At 36.8% G+C, this 13756-nt stretch carries 10 protein-coding genes; 4 read left to right on the plus strand and 6 right to left on the minus strand.

Annotated elements, in window-relative coordinates; genetic code table 11:
* The first annotated feature begins 53 nt into the window (after positions 1–53).
* Together pflB and pflA are read left to right on the plus strand one after the other, a co-directional pair.
* Positions 54–2285 (plus strand): formate C-acetyltransferase, encoded by a 2232-nt coding sequence (gene pflB / locus IGK21_RS05265; protein WP_010719453.1) that lies wholly within the window; start codon positions 54–56, stop codon positions 2283–2285.
* A 151-nt stretch (positions 2286–2436) separates the two neighbouring features.
* Complete coding sequence (gene pflA / locus IGK21_RS05270) at positions 2437–3204, plus strand: pyruvate formate-lyase-activating protein (protein ID WP_010737384.1); 768 nt, start codon at positions 2437–2439, stop codon at positions 3202–3204.
* Positions 3205–3382: 178 nt separating this feature from the next.
* Here the strand turns inward: pflA and IGK21_RS05275 are convergent, their stop codons facing one another.
* Both IGK21_RS05275 and IGK21_RS05280 read right to left on the minus strand, forming a co-directional pair.
* Positions 3383–3607, minus strand: coding sequence for a hypothetical protein (locus IGK21_RS05275; RefSeq protein ID WP_063626944.1), 225 nt, complete (start codon positions 3605–3607; stop codon positions 3383–3385).
* Positions 3608–3616: 9 nt separating this feature from the next.
* Positions 3617–4384: a DeoR/GlpR family DNA-binding transcription regulator gene (locus tag IGK21_RS05280; protein ID WP_010737385.1), complete on the minus strand. Its 768-nt coding sequence runs from the start codon at positions 4382–4384 to the stop codon at positions 3617–3619.
* Positions 4385–4849: 465 nt separating this feature from the next.
* On the opposite strand from IGK21_RS05280, the gene IGK21_RS05285 reads away from it, so the two are divergent.
* Entirely contained in the window at positions 4850–7084 is a 2235-nt protein-coding gene (locus IGK21_RS05285; RefSeq protein WP_181914916.1) for a helix-turn-helix domain-containing protein, read from the plus strand.
* 286 nt (positions 7085–7370) lie between these two features.
* Here IGK21_RS05285 and IGK21_RS05290 read toward each other — a convergent pair whose 3' ends face one another.
* From IGK21_RS05290 to IGK21_RS05305, 4 genes are all read right to left on the minus strand, one after another.
* On the minus strand, positions 7371–8675 hold the full coding sequence (locus IGK21_RS05290; RefSeq protein ID WP_181914917.1) for an alpha-L-fucosidase: 1305 nt from the start codon (positions 8673–8675) through the stop codon (positions 7371–7373).
* Between the two features lie 10 nt (positions 8676–8685).
* On the minus strand, positions 8686–9171 hold the full coding sequence (locus IGK21_RS05295) for a hypothetical protein (RefSeq protein ID WP_181914918.1): 486 nt from the start codon (positions 9169–9171) through the stop codon (positions 8686–8688).
* A 15-nt stretch (positions 9172–9186) separates the two neighbouring features.
* Positions 9187–11055 (minus strand): beta-N-acetylhexosaminidase, encoded by a 1869-nt coding sequence (locus IGK21_RS05300; RefSeq protein WP_181914919.1) that lies wholly within the window; start codon positions 11053–11055, stop codon positions 9187–9189.
* A 423-nt stretch (positions 11056–11478) separates the two neighbouring features.
* The gene (locus IGK21_RS05305; protein ID WP_181914920.1) at positions 11479–12123 is read right to left on the minus strand and encodes a DUF624 domain-containing protein; all 645 of its coding nucleotides are present in this window, start codon (positions 12121–12123) and stop codon (positions 11479–11481) included.
* A gap of 256 nt (positions 12124–12379) precedes the next feature.
* Here IGK21_RS05305 and IGK21_RS05310 point away from each other — a divergent pair, with 256 nt between their 5' ends.
* Positions 12380–13726, plus strand: coding sequence for an alpha-L-fucosidase (locus tag IGK21_RS05310; RefSeq protein ID WP_181914921.1), 1347 nt, complete (start codon positions 12380–12382; stop codon positions 13724–13726).
* Positions 13727–13756: the final 30 nt, after the last annotated feature.

Consider the following 13756-nt stretch of genomic DNA (forward strand, 5'->3'; position numbering starts at 1 on the left):
ATACTAATCACGTAAAAACTGTTACATAAAACAGATAACGGGAGGTCCATACAATGGAGCAATGGAATGGATTTAAAGGAACGAAATGGAAAGAAGGCGTAGATACAAGAGACTTCATCCAAAATAACTACACTGAATACCGTGGAGACGACAGCTTTTTAGAAAAACCAACTGAAGCAACAGAAAAGCTTTGGGCAGAATTACAAAAACTAAATGATATTCAATTTGAACGCAATGGCGTTTATGACATGGACACAGAAATCGTTTCAACGATTACCTCACATGATGCAGGTTATTTAGACAAAGATCTTGAAAAAATCGTTGGTTTACAAACAGATAAACCATTGAAACAAGCATTTATGCCATTTGGTGGTATCAATATGGCTAACAATGCATTAACAAGTAATGGTTACACACCTAATGATGAGTTGACACATATCTTTAGCGATTGGCGTAAAACACATAACCAAGGTGTATTTGATGCCTACACAGCTGAAATGCGTGCAGCACGTAAAAACAAAATCATTACAGGCCTTCCAGATGCTTATGGACGTGGACGAATCATCGGCGACTACCGTCGTATCGCATTGTATGGTATTGACTATTTGATGGAACAAAAGAAAAAAGACCATGATATGACAGGTTTCCATACAATGGATGAAGAAGTCATTCGTCTTCGTGAAGAAATCACAGAACAATATCGTGCTTTAGCACAAATGAAAGAAATGGCTGCAAAATATGGCTATGATATCTCTAAACCAGCTGCTAATGCAAAAGAAGCAGTACAATGGTTATACTTCGGTTATTTAGCAGCAATCAAATCACAAAATGGTGCAGCAATGTCAATCGGACGTATCTCTGCTTTCCTAGATATCTATATCCAACGTGACTTAGATAATGGCGTGATCACCGAACAAGAAGCACAAGAATTGATCGATCACTTAGTCATGAAATTGCGTATGGTGAAATTTGCCCGTACACCAGAATACAATCAATTATTCTCAGGATTCCCAATCTGGGCGACTCTTTCAATCGCTGGAATGGGCTTAGATGGACGCTCATTAGTAACTAAGAATGATTTCCGTCTATTGCACACATTGACTAACATGGGTCCTTCTCCTGAACCAAACTTAACAGTTTTATATTCAGAACATTTACCAGAAGGCTTCAGAACTTATGCAAGTAAAATTGCAATCGAAAGCTCATCTATCCAATTTGAAAATGACAATCTTCTTCGTGAACAATGGGGTTCAGATGATTGTGCTATTGCATGTTGTGTATCTGGAACAGTTGTTGGAAAAGACATGCAGTTCTTCGGTGCTCGTGCGAACTTAGCAAAAGCATTATTATACGCAATCAACGGTGGGGTTGATGAAGTAACTGGTGCCCAAGTTGCTCCTGAGTACCGTCCAATCACAGCTGATGTATTAGACTTTGAAGAAGTAAAACACAAATTTATGAATGTGATGGACTGGTTAGCTGAGTTATATGTGAATACATTAAACATCATCCATTATATGCATGATAAATATTCTTATGAAGCAGCTCAACTGGCATTGATGGATTCAGATTTGAAACGTACATTTGCAACAGGGATTGCTGGAATCTCTCATGCAGCGGATAGCTTGTCAGCAATCAAATATGCAGATGTGAAACCAATCCGTAACGAAAAAGGAATTGCTGTTGATTTCGAAGTAACTGGCGACTTCCCTAAATACGGAAATGACGATGATGCAGCAGATGAGTTAGCAGAATGGATCTTAGAATACTTTATGACACAAATCAAACGTCATAAAACTTACCGTAACTCCACACCAACAACGTCATTATTAACAATCACATCAAACGTGGTTTATGGTAAAAACACTGGTAACACACCTGATGGACGTGAAGCAGGTAAACCTCTTGCTCCTGGGGCAAACCCAAGTTACAATGCAGAACAAAATGGATTGTTGGCAAGTCTTAACTCAACTGCTAAAATCAATTATGGTTATGCACGTGACGGGATCTCTAATACGCAAACGATCAATCCTTCCGGTCTTGGAAAAGATGAAGAAACACGTATCGGCAACTTGCGTAATGTATTAGATGGTTACTTCTCTAAAGGAGCGTATCATTTGAACGTCAATGTATTTAGTAATGATCTATTACGTGACGCTATGGAAAATCCAATGAAATACCCTAACTTGACGATCCGTGTCTCAGGTTATGCTGTTAAATTCCGTGATCTAACGAGAGAACAACAATTAGACGTATTGATGAGAACATCACACGATAGAATGTAAAGCGGAATAAATAATACGATCTATCATTAAAAAGAACGATTGAAAAAGGTTGAGGGCAAGGCGGTGGTCTTTGCCCTCGTCTTTTCCTAGCAATCGGTTGATTCAAGTGTCTTTTGAAATAAAATGAAATCAAAGAAAAGAAGTGATCCTTATGGAAGAAAAAACAATTGGCTATGTTCATTCGATCGAAACGTTTGGTTCTGTAGATGGACCAGGCGTTAGATTCGTCGTTTTTATGCAAGGTTGTCGCATGCGTTGTGAATTTTGTCATAATCCTGATACATGGAATATAGGCGGAGGAAAAGAATATACGGCGGATGAACTATTAGACCAAGCAGAGCGCTATCGTTCCTATTGGGGTTCAGAAGGCGGTATCACTGTTAGTGGAGGCGAACCTTTATTACAGATCGATTTTTTGATCGAACTGTTCAAGAAAGCGAAAGAGCGTGGTATGCATACTACGCTAGATACTTGTGGGAAGCCTTTCACGCGTGACGAACCATTCTTTTCTCGTTTTCAAGAATTGATGAAGTATACTGAATTGTTACTGTTTGATATCAAACACATCGACAACGAAGAGCATAAAAAGTTAACACGTTGGGATAATGAAAATATTCTGGAGATGGCGCAATATCTTTCTGAGATCAATAAGCCAGTGTGGATCAGACACGTATTAGTTCCTGAACGCAGTGACTATGATGAATACTTGATTCGGCTGGATGACTTTATCAAGACATTGAACAATGTAGCTAAAGTAGAGATTCTACCTTACCATACGATGGGGAAATATAAGTGGGAAACACTTGGCTTAGATTATCCACTAGAAGGTATTGAACCGCCAACAAAAGAAAGAGTCGAGAATGCCAAACGACTACTTCACACAGAAGACTATCGAGGATATCTCAGCAATAAGAACTGAGTAGCTGTGTAAAATCAAATCTGGGTCAGAATGAATCATATTCTGTCTCAGATTTTTTGTTTCGCACAAAGCGCACGAAAATGTGACTGAAGAATCCTTCAGTCACATAAATGATAGAGCCAATTAAGCAATGGCCTCAATACTGTATGTTCATTTTTTAGTGATACCAAAACACTTTTTATAGCGGATTGTCTTGTTTGAGGATCTGTGATTTCAGGTCAACCAATAGCTTGATGTAGGTGTGCTGTTTCTTTTGATGAAGCAAATAAGTGCTGTTTGAGTCACCTGCTTTTTGAGAAGAAAAAGGGTGAGTAACAAGGGCGTTTGTTTGGCTGGTTGCAAAAGTTCTATCAACAAGTTGGACAATGAGAAATATTGGATGCTCCAATCGTTTTTTGTCCATTTATATTTCTCATTCAGTGGGATACACCAAGTGAATGTCATTTTTTTCAATGATTCTATGATAAATCTTAGGCGGTTTTTTATTGGTAACAATCGCATCATAATCATAATAATCACCTATCTTGAAAAAATGAGTAGAGTCAAATTTCGTTTCGTCAGCCAATAAAACAATCTCTTGTGCTTTATTCATCATTTCTTTTTTGATTTGTGCTTGATTGAAGTTTGCTTCATAAATCCCTTCATGGTCGAGCCCCCGGCAAGATAAAAAGGCAGCATTGAAACGAAAGGAACTGGTAATGGGATCAAGTGTATTTGAAATAACTGTACTAGCATTAAGTTTGACTTCACCGCCAGTCAAATAAATTTTTAAAGATTCGTTCTGACATTCACTTAACTTTAAAGCTGTACGCAAACCATTGGTAATGATAATTAAGTTAGGTATCTTAACAAGTAGTGGAATAAGGTGTAGAACCGTACTGCTGGAATCTAAAAAAATACACATACCTGGTGCAATAAAATCTCGTGCTAATTCACTGATAATCTTTTTTTCCGGAATATTACTGGCTTCTCTTTGAAGATAAGTATATTCCATGTTTGTCGTTTCGTTCAAGATCGCCCCGCCCCAAGTTCTGCGGATCAATTTTCGTTTTTCTAGCTCAAGTAATTCTCTGCGAAGTGTACTTATACTACAGTGAAGGTGAGTACAAAGTTCTTTGGAAGTTGCTTGTTTCTTTTTTACCAAATAGCTTAAAAGATCGCTTGTACGTCTAGTCTCCATTTTTTTCTCCAAGTTTTTCTTTTATTATAGCGCTTTCTTTTTGCGAATAAAATGCTTTTGAATAAAAATGAATGAGTTGAACAAAAATCTTGCTAATTTTTGAACAATAATCAAAATTTTAAGCAAGGATTTCCTTTGCTTAGAAAGCGCTTTATAATCGAGGCATACATACGTTGGAATAAAAGGAAACGATGGAAGAATAACAGATAAAAATTAGATTTGTGATATATGTAAATAAAATGTGTCGGCAAAAAGCTGGGTTGTCAGGATAAAGAAAATGGTTCTATGAAGTTGATGGATCAGCTTTTTTAGGTATCTTCATCGGGATCAGCAGCCTGTAGATATCTATTCATTGACCAATGCGGATGGAATTGTGAGGAGTAATTATAGAAATGAAAAGTTGCTATTTATAACTAAAGCCCTAGATACCACGACAGGATTAGCTAAAGAATCAAGGAGGGACATATGGTACGAGAAGTTGCTACTAACGGGAAAAATAAACAGCACAGACAGCTTTCTAAGTCGATTTTATCTTATCTTTTTGTCTTTCTAGTGCCATTTTTTATGGTATCGTTAATTTGGTTTCATACGGCTAAAGAAAGCATTAATCAGCAAGTTGTTTTGACAGCCAAGAACCAGTTACTCCAATTGAAGTACTCATCTGAAAATAAGTTTTTGCAATTGGATAATATCACTCAACATATTCCTTATAACACCAATCTTTCACCTGGAAGGCTTTCCCATAGTTATTATGCTCGTGAAGGACAACTTAGCTTGCAACAATATAAGCTAAGTAATGATTTTGTTGAGGAAATTTATCTTTACTACAAAGAAAACCCAAATACATTGTTTTCATCTGCCGGTAGCTTGACAGTGGACAATTTTTTGCAACGAAAAATCAATAATCATTCGCTTGATAAAAAAGAGCTGCTTTCACATCTAGATAACGATATTCCAACTGGGCTAACCCTGAAAAAAGAACCCAATTCCACACAACTTTTTTACATTGTTCCAATTAAAGATGCAGAAATGCATTTTTATGGCGCAGCAATCTATTCAATCAATCTTTCGATTTTGAATAAGCTGTTGAATCTTTCCAATAGTGATGGTATCAGTACCAACTATCTGATTGATGACTCGTATCGTATTCTAGCAGCAGATACCAGTAATAACAAACTAATGGCGCATTTGCATCAGCCGAAGCAAATTCAAATGATCTTGCAACAGGATAATTTTTACTACAACCATCGAAACTATCTTGTCCAGTCTTTGAATAGCAGGGATTTGAATATGTCGTTTGTTTCTGTAATGGATCCATCACAAGCTTTGACAAAGATCAATACCATCCACCAAAAGTTTTTAAAACTTTTTTTTGTGATTTTTGTGTTTGGTCTAGTGCTTGTAGTGATTATAGGTACTCGTTTTTCACAGCCGATCCGCAACATTGAAAAATTGATTGATCAATATTATCGAAATAAAATTGGTGTAGCTGTTTCCAACGGGAATGTGTATGAAACGTTGGCGCAATTTTTGAACGAACATGAAGAGCTACATAAAGAAATTAAACGACAGACTCCCCATGCGAGAGAACAGGTCCTTAGAAAAATTTTAGGAGGGAAATTTAAGTCTCCAGAAGATTCATTAGTTCTACTGAACTCTGTCCAAGTGCATTTTACCGGTACTTGCTATTTTGTCGTCGTAGTTGATTATCCTATCCAGAGCATTGACGACACAGCTAATGAGTTACCGCTGAAAGTAAGCGGAAAGAACTTTTCGGGATATGGTACAGAGATCCTATCTGCAGGAGTGACCGCCTATATCTTTAGTACCTATGAAAAAACTAGTCACAAGAAAGTTGTAATAGAGATGATTCAGCAACTAAAAAAAGCGTGTTACGGTACTTTTAGGATAGGAGTAGGAAATAGTACTGAAAACCTTACGAAGATCAATGCTTCTTATATTGAAGGTTTGGCCGCATTAGACTATTCAACAGTAGAAAATAACTTTGTTTTCTATAATGAAATTCCAAGTGAAGAGTCTTCAACCAGCATTAATTACCCAGATGGAGAAAAACTGAAATTGATTCAAAGTCTGCGTCAAGGAGACTTAACGATTGCTGCGGAAACGATTGAATCGTTGATTGAGCGGGGGATTAAAGAACATTTTTCTTATAGTGGACAAAAAATGTATGGTTTTTATCTATTAAATGCAGTTGCTAAAGTAAGTAGTAATTTGCAAAATAAAACAATTTTGAAAAAAGCAGAAAGAAGTGCCAAGTTTAGTAATTTACTCGAATTGAAGCAACAACTATTAATGCTCGCAAAAATGATCTGTGAGGTTATGCAAGTTAAGCCACAAAATCAAGAGTCTGTGCTGAAAAAAGAATTGTTCGAATATCTTCACAAAAATTATGCTTCTTCCCAATTATCTATGGAAAAGTTGGCAGATGAATTTCAACTTTCAGTTTCCTATCTTAGCCGTTTTATCAAAAAAGAAACAGGTACTACTTTCTCAAAATATCTGCAAGAATTGCGGCTAGAAAAAATCAAGCAAGACTTAATAGAAACTGATTTGCCAATAAAAACGATTATTCAAAAGAATGGTTATTATGATGTTTCAAACTATACGAGAAAATTCAGGACGAACGTTGGTGTGACTCCAGGTCAATACCGAACAATGAATAGAGAAGGAACTTTATAAGCAATAAATAGGAGTAAACTAAGGGAGGCATCGAACTGGAGCAGGACGAAGAAGTCATTTTATTTCCAGTTTTGAGCTTCTTACAAAAAAACAAGAGCAAATAATTGTAAAAGACTGAAATAACTACCCAAATTGTTGCTTTTTCAGCATACAACTTGGGTAGTTATTCAAATGTTTTACGATATTTCTCAATAAAAGTATGTTTTTACAAGCTTTCGATGCCGGTATTTTTTGTGAATCACCGAAGGAAGTATCATCTGCTTTTTATTTGGTCTTTATTTGCTCTTTATTCGTCTTTCAAGGTAATTTCAATTACTGGGATCAGCACATCAGGCTTGATGATTGGCAAGGTGATGACAAGATCTTCTGGAGCAATGACTGCTTCTGTAGAAGTAATCACTTCGTCCGGATCAAATCCTCGATAAAAAATTTCCGAGCCATCATTGAGCAGACGAATAAACTCAACTTTACCTGCTAATCCTTTAAGATGAAGGTTGCGGTAAGGATAAGAAAAGAGATGCAGATAAAGCTTGTTTCCATTTTGTGTATATCGGCAATCGTCAGGAGCTTCAAAGGCGCTATATGAACAACCAATGACTGATGCTTTGTGAAGGGTCATCCAATCCCCGATAGCATGAAGCCGTTCCAACGTTTTCGTATCAATCATTCCTCGTGGATTAGGACCAATATTCATCAAGAAATTCCCATTTTTTGAAACGGTATCAATCAGCATTTTCAAAAGCATCTCACTACTTTTCCATTCCATATTGTCACGGTCATACCCCCAAGTGCCATACATTGTTTGACAGGCTTCCCAGATAACAGGCATGCCGTTTTTCTCTAATGGTTTATCAGGTTGAAACTGTTCTGGAGTAGTGATGCCATGGCCTAAATCAAGCCGATCATTCAATAGGAGATGAGGTTGCAGTTCTAAGCAGAGCTTTTCTAGTGCTTCGCTATCCCAATCAATGTGCCCTTTTCCTTTTGACCATCCCCAATCGCGGTGGCTGTAAGAAAAATCGAACCATAAATAATCGATTTTTCCATATTCTGTCAGTAATTCTTTGACTTGTTCACGTAGATAGCGTTGATAAATCTTGATATCTCTTTCAGAATTTTTTTCTCGCAGTTTCTGGTTCTCTCTTTCAGGATGCAGTCCGTCCAGTGGGAAATGTTCATGGCGCCAATCGATCAGTGAGTGATATAACCCGATTTTGATCCCGACTTTGCGAAAAGCCGGGAGTAGCTCTGCCAGAAGATCTCGTCCAAAAGCAGTATTGGTGATTTTGTAATCAGTTTGTTTCGTATCCCATAAGGCAAAGCCTTCATGATGTTTTGTCGTGAATACCATGTATTTTACCCCACAGCGAGCGGCTTCTTTTGCCCAAGCATCTGCATCAAACAAATCAGGGTTAAAATGCTGAAAATATTTTTTTGAATATTCCTTTAAAGAGACTTGTTCTGTGGTCATAAACCATTCGTGTCTAGCTCCCACACTGAACAAGCCAAAATGGATAAACAAACCAAAACGATCATGGATAAACCAGTTAGGATCAGGATAGTCGGTGGGCCAATTATTGAATTTTTTCATATGAACACTCCTAATTTAAAAATTGTGTATTTGTCATTGTTGTTTCTTTGATTTTCCATTTATTCTCTTCCAAAATAAAGGTGTGATATGCCGTTGTGATATGATCTCGATATGCCTTCTTCCCATGATTCACTGTTTTTTGTTCTGCCACTACTAACATCGATTGAGGTGCTTGTTTGATTACTTCGAAAGAAAGCAGTTCATGACTGACATCATAGTCTTTAAAAAATTGCTGCATTTCTTTTGTGGTCGCTTTATGTGCATCTTTGACTAGTGTTGCTAAATAGTCGTTCAGATTTTTATCCGTTGCAGCCTTTAAATTTTGTTGCAAAAGCTGATGGCAGATGTTCGCAGTTCTTTGATTATTGATTTTCCCAGTGATTTTAGTAGATGTCTGTTTTGCTTCGACACGAGGCACGTTTCTGACAAGCTGAGAAGCAGAGGTGACCAACAAAAAAATACTCAGAATGACCAAAAAAAGAGTTCTCTTTTTCATTTTTTATCCCTGCCTTTAGATATCTGATAGTTTACTAGCACTATAAATTCCATGGAACAAGTTTCGCCCGACGCCGCTTGCTGTTTTGAAAGGAGCATCGAAGGGTAAAGGCGTTTGCTCAAGCTCAGGCAATTGCTTGATTTCTCCTGTTAAAAATTTATTCAGTCGCCAAACGGTTGTTTCTATCCGACTTTTTAAGGCACCGTAACGAAGATCGATAATTTCATAGCCAAAGGGTTTATTCCATTCAAACCATAGCTGGCGATGGAGGTGTTGCAACTCATTGATCTTTTTGGTGAGAACTTCCAGTTCGTGAAGGATTAGTTGTAACTGGTCATTCCTTTTTGATTGGTAGGCTCGATAAGAGCGACCGATCAAATTTGTTTTTATAAAAAGGACTTGTGCTAATTTCTGATAAAAAGTAAACATCGTTTGTGTGTCCTCATTAGCTGTTACGCTAGATAGTTTCTCACTTAAGTCCTTATAATGCGAAGGAAGTTCTAAATTTTGCAGATCAACATCGTAAAGACCGTATAATAGATCTTGATAAAGTGCCAACTTACTACTATTTGATCCATCAGGGTTATTTTTTGCTACACCTTTCGTCTGATCAAAAGCATCTAGCAGTAAAAAATCATCAGCCTCAAGATGGTGGAAGAGACGGAAACGCTCTTTAATCAGTTCCATGCTTACTTCAGGAGCAAATTGTTCCTCGCTGAATTGTTGTAATCCTAACAAACTTGCGATGATCGGTGTTTCAGCACTATCATCGCCCCATAAAGTAGCATAAACTTCGTTGATTTTTTCCTCTTTTGCGACAGAAAGACTAGCACTGGTCGTTTCAAACGATTTTCCATAATTTGGTGCAAGACCATTCCACGTCCAGATACCGCCCGCAAAAACGATCGGTCGTTGCAATTTTTTATGATTTGAAAAATGCAATTGGTATTCTTCTTTTGAATGATGGTAATAATCCCAATAAACCATACTAATTTCAGGAATCTTTGCAATCAAATCTTCTGGGAAATGTACGTCTTTATCGTAATAGTCTCCTGACTTTGAACCGATTCTAAAAAACATATCGCTCCACATCATGGGCTGTAACTGATAGTTTCTGCAGATTTCCATTACTTTTTTCAGATGCTTTTCCATAATATCAAAGCGATCGATCAAACCATGCTGGGTTAAATAATGACCACGTCCCAGCTCATGAGCTTCGTCCATCCCGATATGAATTTTTGACGTTTTAAAAGCGGCTGCGATCACAGAAATTGCACGATCTAAAAATTGATATGTTTTTTCCTCTTCCACAAGGAGAATATCACTTGTATCTCTCATGCCATTGGCAAATCCCCATTTTAGCGGATTAGTTAAATGAGCCAGCGTTTGAATACAAGGAATCAGCTCAATCCCTACCGTCTCTGCAAAAGCATCCAACGCCTTTAATTCCTCAAGAGAATAGGCACCACGACAATAACCAAAGTAAGGATAATCAGGGATTTGATACGTATCTTCCATATAAAGCATGCAGCTATTTAATCCCATCTTGCTACAAAGAACAAAAAAGTGTTTCAGCTGATCAACAGTCATCACAGCATTTCTAGAAAGATCTACCATGGGCCCAATTTTTTCAAATTGCGGGAACTCTTCATAAACAAATTCTTCTTCACAGCGATCTAACCAGAGTGACAGCGCTCGAAAAAGATGGGCTTTTTCCTGAAAATAGATAAACGTTTCGTTTTCTTTATTTTCAATTTTTAATGAACCGTTGCGCTGAATCAGTTGGAGTGGTTTTCCATTATCTGAAATAGTTAACGCTAATTCGTTTGTCGCAATTTCAAAAAAATCACGCATGACATCTGTAAGTTCGATTGAAACTTGCATAATAACCTCCTTGAAGTAATCGTTTTCATTTTTCAGTATATAGCACTTGTAAAAAAAGAAAATAACTAGCTTGAAAGTACATAATCTGTTTATTTGACATAGTGAAAGTTGATGAATATACATAGTCGATCAGCTTCTGGAAAATAATAAATGAAAGAAAAAACGAAAGGGATAAGTAACAGGTAGTAGCCTTAGCAAAAATTGAAAAAAGGCTTGAGTCAACGATTGACAGAAGGTTCCCTTTGATGGCGACAATTATGAATAAGGAGTGAAACAGACATTTGACTTTTACCTAAAGGGCTGACGAATCGCATTGTAGATTGTAAGTTAAAAAAAGAGCTATTATTGAGGTTTCCTTGTAAAATCTCCTCGCAGTTCTGTTACAGCTTTTAGCTGTTTGTTTGATTTAAGATTCGTTTTTTATTATTGCATTAACGTACGATTTTTTTCTTCAATTTTAATCATTGATTGCAAAGAGAACCAACTTAATGGCAAACAGAATAAAGGCACAAAAGCCACGATTGTCAAAATTGGGAAAAAGGTAGAGACCGCCGTCACGACAAAGAGCCCCAGAATAATCGCTACGGTTTCAATCAAGCTACACAAAGATAGAAATAATGCTTGTTTGAAATATTGTGTGAATGACAAATCATAACGTAAAAATACTGGGAATAAATAAAGAATGACCATGACAGTTGCGATAAATAATAATAAGATCCCCATATGAATGAAAGGGTTTTGTAAATATACAGCTGCAATTCTCAGATCCATCCATAGAAATCCTAGTAACATGCCAGCAGCATAGCCTAGTTGATTTGTTGAAATAAACAGATTATTGAAGCTTGTTTGAAAATCTGAATATAAGACTTGAGGAATTTGTTTTTCTTCAAATAAATGATAGAAAAATTTGAGAACGGTAACACTTGCGGGAAAAGTTCCTAGTAGAATACAACCTTTTAATACCGATAAAAACCAAAATACTTGGAGCTTGATGAGAAAAAGCAAGAATTTTCCTAAAGAATAGGTGAAATCAAAAATAGAATGTGGTGATCGTTTATGTTGATTCATAGCTAAAACCTCCTTGTATTAGTCATACAGCTCTTTTTATTATAGTAAGGTTTATTTATGTTTTCTATCAGTATGCGATTATTACATAGCTTTTTCTACTTTTACATAGTTACTTTCCGACTAAGAGATAAGATATAGATATCCTCTAAATAAGTTACGCTTTATGCTGTTTTTACATAGCTTATGCTTTTTACATATTGCTGTTGCCTTGCTTTTTTTGTAAATTTAAAGCACAAACATGAAAGGGGTTTCATAAATGGCGATACGCGGAGATATCGAAGTACCTAAAGAGGTTGAATTAGATCATAGGACTTATCCAGAAACAGAAATGCTAAAAGAACGATTAGAATGGTTTCAAGATTTAAAACTTGGCGTGATTTTTCACTACGGACTTTATGCTCAAGCAGGAATCGTAGAATCTTGGCAACTTTCTGAAAAAGACCTTTGGGCAAGAGAAGGGCGTGAGTTTCGGAAAGATTTTAAACAACTGCAACTAGACTACTGGAATTTGATTAAAGAGTTTAACCCAGAAAAATTACAGGCAAAGAAATGGGCAAGTATATGTAAAGAAGCAGGCATTAAGTATTGTATTTTTACAACGAAACATCACGATGGGTTTAATATGTACAATACTCTTGAAACAGAATATAAGGTTGGCGGTAAACAAAGCCCGTTTAAAAGAGATATTTTAAAAGAAGTTTTTGAGGCTTTTCGTAAGGAAGAAATAGCAACAGGAGCCTACTATTCAAAAGCCGATTGGTATTCGCCGTTTTATTGGTTGGATGACGATACGATTAAGGGGCGTCATGCGAGCTATGATACGGAACGTTACCCAGAAATTTGGCAACGTTACGTAAGTTTTGTTCATAATCAGATTAAAGAAATCACGCATAACTATGGTCATGTGGATCTTTTATGGTTAGATGCTGGTTGGTGTGGACAGAAAAAAGAAGACCTGGAAATGGATCGATTAGCAGAAATCGCTCGTGAGAAGCAACCGGAATTAATTATTGTGGATCGTATGATGGGGGGCAGACATGAGAACTATGTGACCCCTGAACGAAAGGTGCCAGAACTAGCTGAAATTCCCAAGAAAGTTTGGGAAAGTAATATCCCGATTGGTGATGATTGGGGCTATGTACCAAATGATCGCTTTAAGAGTTCCCAAGAACTATTGGAAACTTTTGTCGATGTGGTCAGCAAAGGTGGGAATTTGATCTTAGGAGTTGGGCCAAAACCAGATGGTACCTTTACTGATGAAGAAACCAAAATCTTACAGGAAATTGGGAATTGGCTAAATATCTATGGAGAAGGAATCTATGAAACTCGCTCACAACCTAAAGAATGGCAAAATCAGTGGAAATTAACATACAGCAAAGATCAAACCATACATTATGCCTTTCAAAGTATTCGCTTTACACAAGAAAAAATATTTTTAGCTGACATTGAGGCCGGGAAACATCATGTGATTAAAGATTTATCTACAAAAAAAGAATTAGAAGTATATACGGAAGAAGATCAAATATATATCCTCAGCAGTGAATTAGAGAAACCAGCAATTGGGCTGATTGGTCTTGAAATTTTAAAAAAGCCACAAGGATAGAGATGAGTGAACTTCATAAAAGGAGGTTAA

The sequence above is a fragment of the Enterococcus sp. DIV1421a genome (assembly GCF_051711025.1).
In the GTDB taxonomy this organism is placed as follows: Bacteria; Bacillota; Bacilli; order Lactobacillales; family Enterococcaceae; genus Enterococcus_B; species Enterococcus_B hirae.